At 38.9% G+C, this 17858-nt stretch carries 17 protein-coding genes; 10 read left to right on the top strand and 7 right to left on the bottom strand.

Features of this window, described 5'->3' with window-relative positions:
• The first annotated feature begins 466 nt into the window (after positions 1-466).
• The 6 genes from ATS76_RS16530 to ATS76_RS16505 all read left to right on the top strand — a co-directional run bounded on the left by ATS76_RS16530 (position 467) and on the right by ATS76_RS16505 (position 5706).
• Positions 467-967 carry a hypothetical protein gene (locus ATS76_RS16530; RefSeq protein WP_058552935.1) on the top strand — a complete coding sequence of 167 codons (501 nt, stop codon included), beginning with the start codon at positions 467-469 and terminating at the stop codon, positions 965-967.
• Positions 968-1076: 109 nt separating this feature from the next.
• Positions 1077-1706 carry a hypothetical protein gene (locus ATS76_RS16525; protein ID WP_152995657.1) on the top strand — a complete coding sequence of 210 codons (630 nt, stop codon included), beginning with the start codon at positions 1077-1079 and terminating at the stop codon, positions 1704-1706.
• 110 nt (positions 1707-1816) lie between these two features.
• On the top strand, positions 1817-2248 hold the full coding sequence (locus ATS76_RS16520) for a hypothetical protein (protein ID WP_058552933.1): 432 nt from the start codon (positions 1817-1819) through the stop codon (positions 2246-2248).
• 56 nt (positions 2249-2304) lie between these two features.
• Positions 2305-3243 carry a signal peptidase I gene (lepB, locus tag ATS76_RS16515; protein WP_058552932.1) on the top strand — a complete coding sequence of 313 codons (939 nt, stop codon included), beginning with the start codon at positions 2305-2307 and terminating at the stop codon, positions 3241-3243.
• A gap of 908 nt (positions 3244-4151) precedes the next feature.
• Positions 4152-4865 carry a fatty acid metabolism transcriptional regulator FadR gene (fadR, locus tag ATS76_RS16510; RefSeq protein WP_058552931.1) on the top strand — a complete coding sequence of 238 codons (714 nt, stop codon included), beginning with the start codon at positions 4152-4154 and terminating at the stop codon, positions 4863-4865.
• Between the two features lie 235 nt (positions 4866-5100).
• Positions 5101-5706 (top strand): peroxiredoxin, encoded by a 606-nt coding sequence (locus ATS76_RS16505; RefSeq protein WP_006793938.1) that lies wholly within the window; start codon positions 5101-5103, stop codon positions 5704-5706.
• A 61-nt stretch (positions 5707-5767) separates the two neighbouring features.
• Here the strand turns inward: ATS76_RS16505 and ATS76_RS16500 are convergent, their stop codons facing one another.
• Both ATS76_RS16500 and smpB read right to left on the bottom strand, forming a co-directional pair.
• Positions 5768-8359 carry a TonB-dependent receptor gene (locus tag ATS76_RS16500; protein ID WP_058552930.1) on the bottom strand — a complete coding sequence of 864 codons (2592 nt, stop codon included), beginning with the start codon at positions 8357-8359 and terminating at the stop codon, positions 5768-5770.
• A gap of 422 nt (positions 8360-8781) precedes the next feature.
• Entirely contained in the window at positions 8782-9261 is a 480-nt protein-coding gene (gene smpB / locus ATS76_RS16495; protein WP_006793936.1) for an SsrA-binding protein SmpB, read from the bottom strand.
• A 145-nt stretch (positions 9262-9406) separates the two neighbouring features.
• On the opposite strand from smpB, the gene ATS76_RS16490 reads away from it, so the two are divergent.
• On the top strand, positions 9407-9847 hold the full coding sequence (locus ATS76_RS16490; RefSeq protein ID WP_058552929.1) for an SRPBCC family protein: 441 nt from the start codon (positions 9407-9409) through the stop codon (positions 9845-9847).
• On the top strand, positions 9844-10167 hold the full coding sequence (locus tag ATS76_RS16485) for an RnfH family protein (RefSeq protein WP_008130063.1): 324 nt from the start codon (positions 9844-9846) through the stop codon (positions 10165-10167). The genes ATS76_RS16490 and ATS76_RS16485 overlap by 4 nt, the downstream gene beginning before the upstream one ends.
• A 53-nt stretch (positions 10168-10220) precedes the next feature.
• Here the strand turns inward: ATS76_RS16485 and ATS76_RS16480 are convergent, their stop codons facing one another.
• Positions 10221-10580, bottom strand: coding sequence for an outer membrane protein assembly factor BamE (locus ATS76_RS16480; RefSeq protein WP_006793933.1), 360 nt, complete (start codon positions 10578-10580; stop codon positions 10221-10223).
• A gap of 107 nt (positions 10581-10687) precedes the next feature.
• Between ATS76_RS16480 and ATS76_RS16475 the strand changes: the two genes are divergently transcribed.
• Positions 10688-11005, top strand: coding sequence for a GIY-YIG nuclease family protein (locus ATS76_RS16475; RefSeq protein ID WP_058552928.1), 318 nt, complete (start codon positions 10688-10690; stop codon positions 11003-11005).
• On the opposite strand, the gene ATS76_RS16470 is transcribed toward ATS76_RS16475, so the two are convergent.
• The 4 genes from ATS76_RS16470 to ilvC all read right to left on the bottom strand — a co-directional run bounded on the left by ATS76_RS16470 (position 10975) and on the right by ilvC (position 16748).
• The gene (locus ATS76_RS16470; protein WP_082664366.1) at positions 10975-11892 is read right to left on the bottom strand and encodes a M20/M25/M40 family metallo-hydrolase; all 918 of its coding nucleotides are present in this window, start codon (positions 11890-11892) and stop codon (positions 10975-10977) included. The genes ATS76_RS16475 and ATS76_RS16470 overlap by 31 nt on opposite strands.
• On the bottom strand, positions 11889-13064 hold the full coding sequence (locus tag ATS76_RS16465; RefSeq protein ID WP_058552927.1) for a tetratricopeptide repeat protein: 1176 nt from the start codon (positions 13062-13064) through the stop codon (positions 11889-11891). The genes ATS76_RS16470 and ATS76_RS16465 overlap by 4 nt, the downstream gene beginning before the upstream one ends.
• 119 nt (positions 13065-13183) lie before the next feature.
• On the bottom strand, positions 13184-15097 hold the full coding sequence (locus ATS76_RS16460; protein WP_058552926.1) for a methyl-accepting chemotaxis protein: 1914 nt from the start codon (positions 15095-15097) through the stop codon (positions 13184-13186).
• 178 nt (positions 15098-15275) lie between these two features.
• Positions 15276-16748 carry a ketol-acid reductoisomerase gene (ilvC, locus tag ATS76_RS16455; protein ID WP_058552925.1) on the bottom strand — a complete coding sequence of 491 codons (1473 nt, stop codon included), beginning with the start codon at positions 16746-16748 and terminating at the stop codon, positions 15276-15278.
• Positions 16749-16882: 134 nt separating this feature from the next.
• On the opposite strand from ilvC, the gene ilvY reads away from it, so the two are divergent.
• Positions 16883-17788 carry an HTH-type transcriptional activator IlvY gene (ilvY, locus tag ATS76_RS16450; RefSeq protein WP_058552924.1) on the top strand — a complete coding sequence of 302 codons (906 nt, stop codon included), beginning with the start codon at positions 16883-16885 and terminating at the stop codon, positions 17786-17788.
• The last annotated feature ends 70 nt before the right edge of the window (positions 17789-17858 follow it).

Raw genomic sequence — 17858 nt, 5'->3', positions numbered from 1 at the left:
TTAACTACGGTGTAATGATATTTATTAGTGCTTGTTGGATGCTCACAAATATCATGTTTTTTATCGGCCCAATCAATGCCAATGAGTGCAGCAAAATTATCAACGTTATATGCTTTCATTTTATAGCGCCTACGGTTAAAGTTAAGGACGGAATGTGCTTAAATCTCGTTTCTCGCAGGTCTTATAGATAGTCTTGGTCGGCAATCCCTGAGTATGCGTTTTGAAATCGAGGTGCTCTGTTGGCTCGAACGTCTTGTTAAAAACATTGGATGTTTGTCATTCAATATTCGTAACCAACAGAAGCATATTCCACTTAATATAATAGTCAGTTACTTTTAAATTAAGTGGCTTGGTCGAACTATAAGGCATTCAAACGGACAATTTACAGTTGGCTTTTGTTCGTTCCTCACTTATTTTAGCCAACTACAAATAGCCGCTTAATGTGGCGTAGGTTACCTTTGAAGTTATGCGTAAGTTTTTAAATGTGAGCAAACAACGTCAAAAAGCATTGGAGCAACAATTCCCAAGGCTTATAGATTTAGCTCAAGTTAACGAAACGAAAGAGTATACTTACTTAGCAGTCTCTATTTTTGACCATTGGCTTAATCGTGATGAAGCAATGGAGTTATTAGGTGATCTTGACGCAAGTGAAATTGTGCGAAGAGCTTCAATATTTGAGAGCTTTAATCACTTATTATCTGAGCAAACAGAAATATTAACTTTTCGCTTTCGCGGATTAAAAGGTGACAAACCTAGGTTTAAATCATTTCTATCAGAACATGCACAATCTATGTATTTGCGGCAAACTGATATGGGTATGTATCAAGTTATCCTTCCTAGATTAAATGCGGTCTATTTCGAAGGTTATGACGACACAAATGTGTTTTATTTAAAAGATCTGAGTGTTAGCCCCATCATTGAGTCTTGTGCTGAGAAAGTAGGTCTACATTGCCTGGAGCATTGGTAACCTAACAAACGCTTTAACCAAGGGACTCAAAACAGCAGGCTTGCGCTCCTTCGTCGCTAATTTTAGCCTGCTAAGCGAGGCGTTATGTTTACAATCAAGTCTAGAGTTTATGAACAAATTATTTAGTTTAATTTTACTATCACTAGTTTTAACTGGGTGTGCTTCAACTAAGACGATTAAGGGGAATTATTCTCTTAATCATGAATCAGGCAACGGTGTATTAATTTCTTCTGTGAGTTATCGAGGGAGTTATTCTGGCTACTCTATTTATTACCACGGAATGGATAATCAGATTCGTGGTGAAATTCAATTTGGTGAAGGTGTTGCTTTACTGCCAATTCCGCCAAAAGGCGATTTTTCCCATTTAAACCGCAAAGGGGAAGTTTTTGCAGTTGAATTGCCAGCTGGAAAATACAGAATATGGAGATGGGGTGTAAATAGTGGTTATGCCCATATAAAGCCTGTAAATCCAATAGCTATTGAGTTTAAAGTTGAGCCAGGTAAAGCAACCTATTTAGGCAACTTTGATTTTGTACAGACCGATAGTATGGGACTTACTGTTACAGGTGTAAAAGTCAACTATAGTGATCAATCCCAAGTAGATTTGGATATCGTTTCAAAAAAATATCCAGCTCTCGATGCTAAAAACATAATTAAAGGCGTAGAAGACAATGCAAATTATCAAGGTATAGGGGGGACTGACCAAACAAACTGGGATATACCTATAATTATAATGTAAACATAACAAAGCAATTATGAGTGGGACGCAAAATGCTTGGCTTGTGATCCTTCGTCGCTAACTTTAGCCAAGCATTTGTACGCCCCATATTGCGGCATTAGGTAACACGGATGATCGTCAGACACATTATTGAAGACTTAGAATCAGTATTTGAATCACTTCCAATATCGAAAGAATTTGATGTTGCGTTTGCTTGCTACAGTGATGATGATTCAGGAAATGTTGAGTTTCGTACTTTTGAGGCATTTCATTGGGATGACGATGAAGAGTTTTTCCTTGTACCAAGTGGATGTGGAAAGCACTATTCATTAGACACTACTAAATTTACTGCTGAAAGCTTTCTAACAGCCTTAAAAAGCGCAGTTAATGATAAAGTATCCGACTATTGTGCATATGCAAGAGCACGAATTAAAATTGCTAAAGATGGCTCGGTTGCTTCATTGAACTCACCTTTGTGGGGAACGGGCTATCACGAACAAGAGCGGTTGTTATATTTTTATCACGGTAAACAACCAGAAAGTGTTACCATACAAGGCGCTTAAGCAGGGACGTGCTAACGCACGCCGCTTAGCTTGGTGTTAGGCGAATAGGAGATAAATTGGAAAATTCATGGAAGCCTAAAGGCTGGCTGAGTATTTTATACGGTTTTGTATTACAGCCATTTACGTTTTTGTATGTCAATAAAGCCAAGCTGTTTTGGTTTTATTTAATCTTAACAATATTAGTTTCATTGATTGATACAAAACTACATGCAATACCAAATAAGGAAGCTTGGTATCAAAGCGTATACTTCACGTGGCTAATTTTTTTAATTTGTCCTTTGCACGCATTTCTAATATCTCGACGTTACGATAAAGCTCAGATTAGAAAATGGTACGCTAGCTGGTGGGCTACATTAGTATGTTTTGTAGTAGTTTTTATTTTAACGTTTTTGGGCAGAACATTTTTATTTGAACCATTTTCTATTCCTGCAAAGTCAATGAGTCCCGCCTTGAATCCCGGTGACCAATTAATAGTTAGTAAAAGGGGATATGGGAACTACAAATACTTAGGAATACAAATATATAAAACAGAACCATCTGAAGCTCTGCAAAGAGGGGATGTGGTAGTTTTTCAATATCCCCAAAATCCCAGCATTGATTATGTTAAAAGAGTCATTGGGTTGCCTGGCGATAAAGTGGTCTACCGCAACAAAAGTATTTTTATTAAACCTTCGTGTTTGGATGAATCAGCCAATTGCCCTAGTTTTAAGGAAGTGGAGAAAGAGTATAAATTTACTCGAAGCGAAGATGATTCTGAACACGAGTATTATCAAGAATCTTTAGGCAAAGTGTCATACGATATAAAATTGAACAGTAATCATATAGATCTAGCCAATCGTTATTTTTATCAAGTTGGGACCCAACAAGATGAATGGTTAATACCAGATAATCATTATTTCGTATTGGGTGACAACAGAGATAATAGTCTAGACAGTCGTTATTGGGGGTTTGTACCTGAGAGTAATATTGTAGGTAGAGTAACTTTTAAATGGTAATTCGCCTAACAAACCAATGCAGGCAGGGACTTTTAACCGTTGGCTGAGTTCCGCTTCGCTTCACATTATAGCCAACAATTAAAAGCCTCTGATTGGGGCGTTGGTATGACTCCCACTGTCATGTTAAACACACTGATCCTTGCTTAACTTTTTAAGCCATAATTACTTCAGCTCGAATTAGAGCGAGTTAATACATAGGATGAAGCAAGTAATGTCGTCGGTTATCTTGCTGATATGACTACAGGCGTCCTGCCTTTCGTGAATCAGCTTCGCTGTTCAAAATTGTTCCTGACAATTTTGTCGTTGGTTATTACTATTTCTAGTAAAAGAGCAGACCTTACTTATTGCGTCCTGTGGCGGTCACCGATGGCACCTGTCTTCAGTCTATGTTCGTGGTTCAATGCAGCGTTAGCTGCATTGCCATCTGGACTTATTAATATGTATGTAATGGGGGCAATAGTATTCATACAGTTAGTTTTAGCGTACTCAAAGTAACGTCTGCATAACAAGCGACTTTGGTGCAATAGCGTGTAAATGCTGCTTTCCAGTCACCCGATAGCATTAAATTATCACTTTATTTCACTGTGTTGGATGACGCTTCGCTTATCCGGTCTACACTGGCTTTACCCATACCGGCTCATGGTAGGTTGCTTGCATTGAGTATCAGCATCTTTACCCTGTGTTTAGCCTAATTCTAATTTGACATTTTCAATGAATTTGTTTTATTGAAAGCTATGTTTGTTCCTTTAAAAAGGCCAGAAATTCACGCTCCTCAGTAACTTTACCTTGATGTGTATGATCAATTTAACAATATATCTTACTTTACTTGTTAGTTGAGTTTCGTCTGGTACAATCAGTCAGTTATTCGTGTAAGCGAAACGTTGTAGATTAATTCGAGTGGGAATTGGATGAGAATTTTTAAAGCGAAAAGCCCAGCAGGATTTGCTGAAGAATACATAGTTGAGTCTATTTGGAATGGCGATTTCCCTCCAGGTTCAATTCTACCAGCTGAGAGAGAGCTCTCTGAGTTAATTGGCGTAACAAGAACTACATTACGCGAAGTGTTACAGCGTTTAGCGCGAGACGGCTGGCTAACTATTCAGCACGGCAAACCAACAAAGGTTAATAACTTTTGGGAAACGTCGGGTTTAAATATATTAGAAACGTTAGCACGTTTAGATGAAGATAAAATGCCTGAGCTGACAGATCAGTTGTTGTCTGCACGAACAAATATAAGTGCTATTTATACCCGTGCTGCAATTAAGCTTAACCCTGAGCGTGTCATTGAAATTTTATCATTAAGTCACGAACTTGAAGATACTGCACAAGCCTTTGCTGATTACGACTATAAAGTGCACCACGAATTAGCCGTTGCAGGGAATAACCGAATTTATGTTTTAATTTTAAACGGTTTTAGAGGGTTCTATTCTAAAATTGGTTGTCATTACTTTTCAGATCCGGGTACCCGCCAGCTTGCCCGCCAGTTTTATAAAGATTTAACTGTATTAGCGCAAAATAATGAGCACGATGGTGCAATTTCGATGATGCGTAAATATGGTCATCAAACGGGTGAAATTTGGCAAAAAATTCGTGGCGATATGCCGTCGGATATAATGGACTAAACATTTTAAAAAAAACCTGCATTTGCAGGTTTTTTTGTATTTGCGGTGTTTTAATTTTCTGTTCGGTATTTTCGATTGCCCACATCGGTAAATACGATTATCTTTTTTAAAACTTTATATCTAATATACAAAACAATTATGTGTAGGTGCTATTGGTTTTTAACTTTTAGCGCCCATATATGTACCAGCATTGCGAAAGCAATTGAAAACAAACTCAAAATATTTGGAGAATAAAATGGGTGTATTAGTAGGCCGCCAGGCACCAGACTTTACCGCTGCAGCAGTTTTAGGTAATGGTGAAATTGTAGATAGCTACAATCTACACGAAACAATTAAAGGTAAAAAAGCTGTAATCTTCTTTTACCCATTAGATTTCACGTTTGTATGTCCTTCTGAACTTATTGCATTTGATAAGCGTTTTGAAGAGTTTAAAAAGCGTGGCGTTGAAGTAATTGGTGTTTCTATCGATTCTCAGTTTTCTCATAATGCATGGCGTAATACGCCTGTAGCTGACGGCGGTATTGGTAAAGTACAATACGCACTAGTTGCAGACGTTAAACACGAAATTTGTAAAGCATACGACGTTGAACACCCTGAAGCGGGTGTTGCATTTCGTGGCTCGTTCTTAATCGACGAAGAAGGTAACGTACGTCATCAAGTAGTTAACGATTTACCACTAGGTCGTAACATTGACGAAATGATCCGTATGGTTGATGCACTAGCGTTCCACAGTGAGAACGGTGAAGTTTGTCCTGCTGGTTGGACTGAAGGTAAAAAAGGTATGGATGCAAGCCCTGAAGGTGTTGCTAAGTTCCTTTCTGAAAACGAAGGCGAGCTATAATTTAGCCCTTTTGTTTAAATAAAAAAACCGCCAGTTGGCGGTTTTTTTGTTTGTGTAGCGTTTAGAAAGAAAAGCTTACTTTAGTATAGATATAACGGCCGCGTGGGTTATGAACACCCGAGGCGTAGCCGTATAAGTCAGAATCACCGTCACCAATTGCAAATGGTGGCTCTTCATCAAATAAGTTATTAATACCTAACGATACTTTAGCAGAGTCAGAAACACGGTAAGACGTTTGTAAGTCAACCAGTGTTTGCGAGTCAACCATACGTGATGTATTAGTATCGAAATCTAAGTTACCATCGAAGTCGATATCTGGTGTATCTTCAAACTCACCAACATAACTAATGTTTAAGTTAGTGTTAAACGCGCCCATTTCCCAGTTAGTTGAGAAGATAAAGCGGTGCTCTGGGTACCCATATTCACCGGTATAATCGCGGCCATCTTTTTCAAATTTATCTTGGTATGCCCATTCTAAATTGAATTTTAATAAGCCTAAATCGTCAAGCGAGTGATTGTAGTTTGTTGAAATATCTACGCCCGACACTTCTTGCGATGATACGTTTTCAAAGGTGCTAAATATTTTTTGAATAGTACCTAACGCATCGCCACCATTGGGTGCTAAACGCACACATACGGTGCTGTTTTGGTTATTACATTCAGAGGCGTAAATAGGGCCAAATTCTTGCTCGTCAATTTTGTTATCTTGTGTGATGCTCCACACGTCTACACTCAGACCAAATTCGGCTGTTGGTGCCCAAATAAAGCCAACGTTCCAAGATTCAGATTCTTCTGGTTGTAGATCGGGGTTACCTGCAAACTCAATGTTGTAATCAAGTGCGCTACAGTCTTTCCCTGTTGCTTGACAGCGGTAGGTGTCTACAAAAAACTGACTTTCTTGAGATGGGCCTAAACCAACTTGTGCAAGAGAAGGGGCTCTAAAGCCTTGCGCCCATGAACCACGAACCGTAATTTCATCGGTTGGTGCCCAGCGAAGTGCAACCTTTGGATTGGTCGTGGTGCCAAAGTCGCTGTAGTCATCGTAACGACCTGCCAGTTGCAGCTCTAGGGTTTCTGCAAGTGGAATTGAAAACTCAACATACGCGGCGTACTGGTCTCTGTTTGCTGATGCAGATACAGATTCAGTACCAAATATTAAACCACGTTGGAATTGGTCATCTGGAATATCACTAACGTCTTCTTCGCGGTATTCAATACCTGCAGCCATCATCACAACATCATCACCAAAGCTAAATGCTTCACCAGTGATGTTTGCGTCAAATGAAGTCATATGCGATTCGCCACGACGAACAAGGCTGGTGGTAATTCTGTCTATAACAGCCGGATCGTTGTAAGTGCCACCGAATGGGTTGTAGTTACCTGCGTCAATTTCTTGTTGTAAGAAATCTGTACGAACCCAACCTTGCGAACGGTCGCCTGTTTGCATTGATTTACTACGCCCTTTTTGTACTGCTGTTTCCCAGCTCCAGTCGTTAATTTCGCCTTTTAAGCCTGCCACAATACGCATTGTGTCTGATTCAATATCCCATTGGCGTGCACCTGCATCGACAGTACGGTAGCGGCCAATTTCGATGTCTTGTCCAAAAGGATTATTTGGATGATTTGCAGGTACCGTTAGGCCGGCATCTTCGTCAAGTGGCGTTGGTGCACCGGCTGCAACTGAGGTATTGTGCTGAACGGCCATTTCTAAAAAGCCAGTAATGCCGTTGTCAAAACGATATTCAAATTGCGATATAGCGCCAATACGCTCAGCGGCAGGAGCAATGTAGCCAAACGGGCCATAATCAAATAAACAGCTTCCGCTTGCGGTTGCGTTTTCAGCTGGGCAATCTGGGTCAATTGTTTTTACGCCATCAACGTAAAAGTAGCCAGGGAAGCCACGAGATGAACGGAAATCTTCACCGCCATAAGGTGATTGGTTAGCGGTGCCTAAGCGGCCCATTTCATCTGATGAAAGCGATGTGTTTTTAAAGTAATCAATGATTACCGACGCACTGCTTTTTTCGCTAGTAGTGCCCCATACAACACTTGCAGTTGTTTCTTCATAATTTGGACCGTCAGTGCCGCCGTACCCTAAGTTTACTTCTACGCCATCGATATCTTTCTTCAAAATAACATTAACAACACCAGCTACAGCATCAGAGCCATAAATTGCAGATGCACCGTCTTTTAAGATATCGATACGCTCAATAGCCGATACTGGAATACTGTTTATATCGACAAACGAATTTGTTATACCTTCGGCAAATGCACTAATTGAGACTCTTCGCCCGTTAATAAGCACAAGCGTTGCGTCGGCACCTAGGCCACGTAAACTTACAGCGGCAGCTCCATTTGCCGTTGAATCTTGGTTATTACCACGTGTAGAAAATGTACCACTGCCTGCTACAGGCATTCTTTCGAGGAGTTGTTGGAGGTTGTCGTAACCCATGTTTTCAATATCGGCTTTACTGATTGACTGCACCGGTGAAGGGCCTTCAATGTCAGAGCGTTTAATACGTGAGCCTGTAACTTCAATGCGTTCTACTTTTTTTGCTTCTTCAGCAGCGTAGGTTGTTGTTGTAAAGCCCGCTGATAGTGAAAGTGTTGCACCAATAATAATACTTGGTGTAAATGCAATTGATTGCTTCATCCTTAAATCCTTGTTGATATGTAATAAGTTTAGTTGCTCAATACCAATCCTTTTAAATTGTTAAATAAATCCCACATTTAATCGGATTGATATAACAAGCGACGACATTAATATCATGTAACTTAAGTGTTAGCAATTAGACTGAAATGTGATTTTAGTATGACTTTTAGTGTGGTTTTGGATGATTTTAAAACAGGTTTTATGCGCTGAAGGAGGTTGAAATAGGCGCATATGCTTTATTCAGGAGATAAAAAATACAACCTAAATAAGAGTAATAATTAAATTAATTGATTGATGATAAAATTGTAATAAATTATTTATTCCCATATTTAGGGTGAATAATAATCGTGTTGTGTATTAATAAAACAAATGGCGATTGGTTTTTTTATAAAAAAAAAGCCTAACTGAGTTAGGCGTTTTATTTAAACTTTGTGCTTCATTAAGCGCTCTTTTTCGCGCGACCAGTCTTTATTTTTACCGTCTTCGCGTTTGTCATGCATTTTTTTACCTTTTGCTAAATGAAACTCAAGTTTCACCCAACATTTTTTCCAATACATGGCTGTAGCCACTAATGAATAGCCGTCACGTTCAGTTGCTCCCACTAAGCGGTCAAGTTCTCGTCTGCTTAGTAAAAGCTTTCGGTAACGCATAGGGTCGCAAATAACGTGAGTAGAAGCACTATTTAATGGTTGAATTTGACTACCAAGTAAAAATGCTTCGCCGTTTTTAAGGTGTATATAAGTTTCAGAGATATTTACTTTACCAGCTCGGATACTTTTTACTTCCCAGCCTTGTAGTTCGACACCTGCTTCAAACTTATCGTGTAAAAAATACTCATGTCGCGCTTTTTTGTTTAGCGCGATGGTATTGCTTGTCGATTTTGATGAATTTTTCTTAGCCATAGTGCCCTATAATATACGTAATGTGAGATGTTTTACATCGATTTTTAGTAATGATTTTAAAAAATTAGATCTAATTTATGCGTCATGAAAGTTTGGGGAAACGAACAAAGCTTGCTAAAATTCGCCCACACATTTGGGAGTGAGTATGCCACAAATAGAAAAAAGTGCGCTGGTTATGTACAGCACTAAAGAAATGTTTGATCTAGTTAATGATGTAGAAGCTTATTCTCAGTTTTTACCAAATTGTTCTGATTCAAAAATTGTTTCGCAGCAGCATAATAACATGACCGCGAGTATAGAAATATCTAAGGCGGGTATAAAAAAGTGGTTTACCACCGAAAACACCTTCATAGACGAACAAACCGTGTTGTTAAAACTGGTTGATGGTCCATTTAAAACGCTTAAAGGGCGTTGGCATTTTCAAGCATTAGATGCCCATGCATGCAAAGTTTTTTTAGAGCTTGAATTTGAATTTTCGAGCAAAATTATTGAGCTCGCGTTTGGTAAAATTTTTAACGATGTTGCAAAAAATATGGTAAGTGCCTTTACTTCGCGGGCTAAAGAAGTATACGGAGCGCGAATATGATTAACATTGAAGTTGTTTTTGCTTTACCTACTACTGCAACCTGTTTATCGATTGAGGTGCAGCCAGGCTGCACGGCCGAACAAGCGGTTATTCAGTCGGGTATTATTGAAAAGTGCCCTGAAATAGACGCAAATGCACTTACACTAGGTGTATGGAATAGAACAGTTAAGGCAAACTACGAATTAAAAGATGGTGATCGTATTGAAATATACCGTCCATTAATTGCAGACCCTAAAGATGCACGAAGAAAACGCGCTGAAAAGGCAAAAGAAGAAGGCCGAGCCAATAAAATAACGGGCGGTCGCCCACTCGAGCGATAATTTAGGTATAAAAAAAGGTAAGCAAAGCTTACCTTTTTACTTTAGCGACAATATTATTGTTCTAAAGGGGTGTTGAAATTTTCTGGCTGATCGTAGTCACCTGAAAGCGAAACAAGTTTTTCATTTTCAAAGTTAATCACTAGCTCTTTATGTTGCTCGTTTTCACGACCTTTATTAAAGCTGTAAACATAACGCCATGTGTTGTTATCAAAAGCATCTGTGGCAATAGGACGGCCTAATACATAAATAACTTGGTCTCGAGTCATGTTTACACGAAGCTTTTCAACATCCGATTGCTCTAAAAAGTTACCTTGAGGGATGTTTATTCTGTATACCCAGCTAGAGCAACCTGCTGCAGAGCTAAGTGTTAAAGCGACGATAAGCCAAAGAGAAAAAGTTTTTAACGACTGCATTGTTTGTTGTGATCCTTATTTTTTATAATCTGCATGATACCGATTAGTCACTGAAGGTAAAACCCTTTTAAGCAATTGTTTTGAGTTAAGGGTATTAAGGTAATATTTTGACCACCAATAATGAAAAAAGTTTACAAACCCTAGAGCCAAAAACACATACTTCAGGCACTTTATGGCACTTATACATAGTGCAAACACGGTTTGGGCACTGGTATACCGGCATAACTACTAATGTAGGTAAGCGCTTTGCAACGCATCAAACGGGTAAAGGGGCGAAAAATTTAAAAGGTAAAGGGCCTCTTATACTTATTCATCAGCAGGAAGTTGGGAGTAAAAGCGAAGCGAGTAAGCTTGAGTGTAAAATAAAAAAGTTACCAAGGGCAAAAAAAGAGGCTTATGTTTCAGCGTTTAAATCATCAAAATGATGGTGCGCTAACTGTTTAATAAAGCCCTCTATTGCGAGTACGGTACTTACATACTTAGGTATATCAATGTGCTGTACGGTGTCTTTAGTTGTGTGGTGGTGAGGGTCGTGACCCATTCCAAAGTAAACATACGGTATGTTGTTTTGCGCAAATGAATAATGATCGCTTGCCTTATGCCAATCAATATTTTGTGATTTAATTAGCCGATTCATTTGTTTTGACGAATAGACAGGTTTGATTGTTATTTTAGTGTTATTTAAGGCGGTGAATACGGGCTTAAGTTTTTGTTTTAATGAGTAGGATGTTAATGCATACACGCGGGATTTATGTTTTTTCACCCCAAGCATATCTAAATTTATATTCATTAAAATGTTATTCGAGTTAAGCGTTTGTGCAAAGTGTTTACTGCCATGTAAGCCATTTTCTTCTGCGTCAGTTAATACAAATACCAATTCGTAAGGGAATTCTTTATTTTGTAACGAAGACGCCAAGTAAAGCAGCGCAGCAACGCCTGTTGCATTGTCATTTGCCCCAAAATAATATTTTCCACCTCGCTTACCAAGGTGATCGTAATGGGCTGTAATAATTATTTTTTTACGTTGTGTTGATTTGGTGGGCACTGCAATAATATTAATGCCTTGTGCATGCTCAAAAATGCCTGACTTATAAGTAAACGTTTGCTCACTTACATTTAGATTAAACTTAGAAAGCCTACTATGTAGGTATGCTCGCGTGTTTACTGCACCTTCTGTTGTTGTTTTTCGGCCCATGAGCGCATTGCTTGCTAAATGGTTTAAATCATCAATAAGCTGCGTGTGTAGGGCACTTCCATAACTATTAGTGCACACACATATTAAAATTAAGCATAAAAAGTATTTAATGGTCATAGCTTTGCTGTTAATGAAAGTAATGCGTTTAATTTACTCTCATAACGTTTTTTGTCATGTAAAAAGTCAGCTTTTTTGCCTGCTTGTTCAAGATGGTATATCGCTTTTTGGGTGTTTCCCCATTTAAAGTACACGCTAGCTTGACCAAAGTGGCTTTCGTGTAATGAAGGCGCAAGGCTATAGGCTTTTTTATAATGTGCTAATGCAAGTGTAAAATTAGATTGCTCAAACTCTGTATTACCAAGGGATACATGGTAATAAGGGTTGTTTTGACGCTTGATGTGTAATTTTTTTAAGATGTCAGTGCCTAACTTCGACCGGCCTGTTAGCTGATACAAAACAGCCAAGTTACCTTGTGCAGTATTATTGTTTTGATTAAGAAAAACTGCGTAGTTGTATGCTTTTTCAGCTTCAGTTAAGTAGTTTAATTGTCTAAACAATACGCCTAAATTCCCCCACCCAGCACTAAAACTAGAGTCGACTTTAACTGCATAACGAAAGTAGTTATAAGCTAAGTCGTACTGCTTATTAACAAGTGCAATAGCCCCTTTATTGTTATAAAACATGGCTGTGATAGTGTTTTTGCTAATAGGTGTTGTTTTAAAGCGAGCCTGACGGCTATTAGGGTCAAAGTCTATTATTAAGCGTTTTTTGCCTTGGTAAATAAATACCGACTGGTTAGAAGGTTCAGTGGCGGTATCAATACTTAAGTTAATGTGGCCTGTCAGTAGGTTAAATCCATTGTTAAGAGCCCAATATTCTGGGATATGAACGTTATTAAACCGTGCTTTTATACCTAAATAGTCAGCAAGGCTATACGCTAAAATAGAGAGCGATAAGCAATTTGCATTTAAGTTTTTAAAGGTTTGTGATGCGGTGAGGGTTGCCCCCGATTGATATGAAAGCGAATCATCACCATTTTTAAGTAAAAAGCTCAATATATTGTGTGCTAGCGTTTGGGCAGATTGCTTACTTTTTAAATGGCTTTTGAGCTGCTGCTTGAGGCTGTCGCTGAGAGTAAAAATTTCTTCTGGTGACTCTAGAGTATGTGACTCAAACGAATTTATTTGGAGCAGTTTAACCGGGGGTGCGACAAGCGGTGTTGAACTGCATGCGCCCAGCGCAAATAGCCCTACAAATATGATCAAAAACTTAAATTGATTAGTTTGCATATCTACCTCCAAACTAATTGTAGTCGCAATTTTGTTTAGAGGAGGCGTTTAATACCAATTCGCGTTGATATCAACCCATTGGGATCATTGATTAAGCGAATTGGTATAGTTCAGAGGTTTTAACGGTGCTTTTCAAAGGTTGCCACTAAGGCATCTAATGTTTGAGCGCTGCTTGCTAGGTCACGAATAGCTTGCTCAGTATTCATCTGCTCACTCATGGCGTTGTCGCTAATTTCGCTAATTTGTTCAATGTTACGCCCTACATCGGCGACTACATTACTTTGCTGTTCGGTAGCCGTTGCAATTAGAGTTGCCATGTCATTTATTTGATTAGATGTTTCGCTAATCACATCAAGCAACTCAACGGAGTTTTGCATTGCCCCAACACTTTGCTGTGCTTTATCTTTTGACTGGCTAATATCTTTTACTACGTCATCTGATATTTGGGTCAGCTCTTCAATCATTGATTGAATTTCGTTGGTTGATTGTGAAGTGCGGTTTGCCAGCGCTCTTACCTCATCGGCAACAACAGCAAACCCTCTACCATGCTCACCAGCACGTGCAGACTCGATTGCCGCATTTAACGCCAATAGGTTTGTTTGTTCTGAAATACTGCGAATTGCATCAATAATACTGGCAATATCAACCGTCTTTTTAGAGAGTAGTGACACTTGCTCTGTTATGCCGTCAATGTCGCTTGCAAGCGCAGAGATGGTTGCTTGGCTTTGCATTACCTGATTGTGGCTTTGCATTGTGTTTTCGCGACTGCTATCGGTAAGTTTGGCGGCGTTAGCTGCGCTTTGAGCAATCTCTTGCACTGTTGCACCCATTTGGTTAATGGCTGCGGCTACAGAAATAGTTTGTTCTTTTTGGCTGTCTATAGCCTGAGAATTTCGTTTAGCTTGTTCAAACACATGGTCAGAACTGCGCTTTATATCGTGGCTTTCTGTGGCAACTTGGCCAATGGCCACTTCAATTTTACTAATAAACTGATTAAAGCCCGCGCTTAAGTTATTAAGCTCGGCTTGGCTTGATTCGGGTAACCTGTATGCTAAGTTTGCGTCGCCAGAACCTAAACGAGAGAATAATTCGCCCATTTTAAATAATGGCGAAGACAACGAACGCGCTAATAAGTAACTAATTAGGCTAGCAATTAAGGCAATGATTAAAGTAAATGTAAATATTTGCCACTGAAGCGTACTTACACTTGCAAATACTTCACTTTTTGGCACTTGAGCCACAATAAATAAGTCAGTATTTTCTATCGGGGTCGCTGCTACGAGAGTGGCTTGGCCATCGAGGTCGATTTCTTTTAACTTAAAGCCATTCGAGCTTAATATTTGATTACTAATATTCGATCCATAAACCGAATCAACATTTGCTTTTGCTACTTTACTTGAATCTTTGTGCAATTGAATAAGGCCGCTTTTATCAGCAATAAATACAAACCCTGTTTGCTCAATTTTAAATTGTTGCAGTAGCTTTTGCATGTCAGTGATACTTTTTGCAAGCCCTGCCAAACCTTTACCATTTACTTGTTGGTGGTTAATGAACATTTTTACGTCGTTCACTGACTCTTGGTAAATACTGATAGAGTAGGGTTTTCTTGATTCTTTGAAGGCAAAAAACCACCCATCGGCTTCATCGTTTTTTAATACGCGTAAAAAACCATCCTGATTCCAGTATTGTGCGGTATTTCGATTAGCCCACGATGCAGTCGCTAAGTCGTATTGTTCTACCAAGCGGTTAAGCTCTTTTAAAAGCAATGCATCGTTATTATTGGTTTCTGCCCATTGTAAAATAAATTCGTTTGATGAGAGTTGCTCTGCAGCACCAATTAGCATATTTATTTCACCACCAATGTGGTTACTAATTGTTTGCAACTTACCTGGTAGCTCTGACTCAATCATGCGTTGTTCTATTATATCTTCAGAACTGTATAACGATGTAATACCAATGAGTGCTGCAACAAAAATAGCGATGCCACTGCCAAGTGCTGTGATTTTTTGGGTAATAGAGAGTTTTTGTATCATTTTATAATAATTTTTTACAACGAAGTAGAATATGATGTTAGCACACAATTTATTTAGAGTTAAATAATGCGAATGAACATGAAAATAGCCCTTTTTTAACTAAACTATAGGGCATAAAAAAGCCCACACGCAAAGCATGTGAGCTTGGTTTCTAACAAGCGAAACTTAAAGGATAACGTTAAACAATTTTTTTCATGGCTGACATATAGCCACGTAATTTAGCGCCTACTATTTCAACCGGGTGCTCACGCAGCGCTGTATTAATTTCAATTAACGCTTTGTTGTCTACTTGGTTACTTTGCTCACCTAAGCCTTTACCAATTACATCGGTGTCGATATTTTTCATAAAGTCAGCAAGTAATGGTAAGCAAGCATGGTTATATAAGTAACACCCATATTCAGCAGTGTCTGAAATAGTACGATTCATTTCAAATAACTTTTTACGTGCAATGGTATTAGCAATCAGTGGTGTTTCGTGAAGCGACTCGTAGTATGCCGACTCTTCAATAATGCCAGCCGCTGTCATAGTTTCGAATGCAAGTTCAACACCTGCTTTAACCATAGCGACCATCAAAATACCGTTGTCGAAGAATTCTTGTTCTGAAATTTCTACATCACCAGCGGGTGTTTTTTCAAAATTAGTTTCAGCGGTTTCTGCGCGCCATTTAAGAAGGTTAGCATCATCGTTTGCCCAATCTTCCATCATTACACGTGAAAATGTACCGTCGATGATGTCGTCTTGGTGCTTATTATAAAGTGGACGCATAATAACTTTTAGTTCTTCACTAAGTTCAAATGCTTTCACTTTTGCTGGGTTAGATAAACGGTCAAGCATGTTTGTTACGCCGCCGTATTTAAGAGCTTCTGTGATCACTTCCCAACCAAATTGAATTAGTTTAGATGCGTAACCTGCATCAATTCCTTTTTCAATCATTTTGTCAAAACATAAAATAGAACCCGTTTGTAACATGCCGCATAAAATAGTTTGCTCACCCATAAGGTCTGATTTAACTTCAGCAATGAATGACGATTTAAGCACGCCTGCGCGGTCACCACCTGTGCCAGCAGCGTAGGCTTTAGCTTGTGCTAGGCCATGACCTTGTGGGTCGTTTTCTGGGTGAACGGCAATAAGTGTTGGTACACCAAAACCACGTTTGTACTCTTCACGTACTTCAGAACCTGGGCATTTAGGTGCAACCATTATTACAGTGATATCTTCGCGAACCTGCATGCCTTCTTCAACAATATTAAAGCCATGTGAGTAAGCAAGTGTAGAACCTTGCTTCATTAACGGCATGATGGCGTTAACGACTGCTGTGTGTTGTTTATCTGGCGTTAAATTAAGTACTACGTCAGCTGTTGGGATTAGCTCTTGGTAAGTACCTACAGTAAAGCCGTTTTCAGATGCGTTTAAAAATGATTGGCGGCGCTCAGTAATAGCTGAATCGCGTAACGTATAAGACACGTCTAAACCTGAATCGCGTAGATTAAGGCCTTGGTTTAAACCTTGTGCGCCACATCCTACAATAACTAGTTTTTTACCTTTAAGTGCTTTAACACCGTCTGTAAATTCGCTTGCGTCCATAAATTCACATTGCGCTAATTGCGCTAATTGTTCGCGTAAAGGTAAGGTATTAAAGTAATTCGCCATTGTTAGTGTCCTATAAATATGTTTGTTAGATGCGCTGTATTTTGCGCTTGTAAACACCATATTTAAAAATGTTACTTGCGTAAAATGATATATTTGAATTAAAGTATTTCAAAATATGAAATACTGGTGTTGCTATGGATCATAAGCATTTAAAATATTTTTTAGCGTTGGCTAAAACACTGCACTTTGCTAGAGCAAGTGAGCTTTGCCATGTGAGTGCGCCTACATTAAGTCGTAATATTAAACACCTAGAAGAAGAGGTGGGCGTTACGCTATTTATGCGCGATAACCGCAGTGTAAAATTAACAAAAGAGGGAGAGTCTTTTATTGATTACGCCACTGCTACCCTTGCTAACTGGCAACGATTTAAAGCTAATGTGAAAGAGCCACAGCAACATATTTATGGAAAAGTCAGTATTTATTGCTCTGTTACCGCCTCTTATAGTTTTTTGCATCAAATTTTAGAGCAACTCAGAGCGCAGCATCAGTATATAGAAATAACTTTAAATACGGGCGACCCTGCACTAGCTATAAACCGTGTGCTCGATGGTCATGAATCAATGGCAATAGCAGCTAAACCCGGCAAATTACCCGCGCAAATTGCTTTTGTAGATATAGGCCATTCACCATTAGTGCTTATTGGTCCAAAAATTCAATGTACGATTACTGAAAAATTAACATCAAACTATACAGAGCTTGATTGGTCTGAATTAGAGTTTATTGTGCCTGAACAGGGTTTTTCTAGGCAGCGCCTAGAAATGTGGTGGCGAAAAAACAATATTCACGGAAAAATTTATGCACAAGTGGCGGGGCATGAGGCAATGGTGTCTATGGTTAGCCTAGGGTTTGGTGTAGCAATGGTTCCTAAAATAGTATTAGATAACAGCCCACTAAAAGACAAAGTACAAATACTCACACCAAAAATGCAAGCCCCTGAAGGCTTTGACATTGGCTTAGCAGTTTTAAGAAAAGAGCTCAACGACCCCGCTATTAGTGCTTTGTGGAATATTGCACAAACTTTAGACGCAAAAGCGATTTAGATTTTTTTACCGTTAAATAAGTTCATAAAATAGTATTATTATGGCTTGCGTAAAGGTTTACTATTACTTA

Origin of the sequence: Pseudoalteromonas sp. 10-33, from assembly GCF_001469195.1 — a bacterium.
Taxonomy (GTDB): domain Bacteria; phylum Pseudomonadota; class Gammaproteobacteria; order Enterobacterales; family Alteromonadaceae; genus Pseudoalteromonas.
Note: the sequence above shows the minus strand (reverse complement) of the source record. Positions and strands in the feature narration are given on the sequence as shown.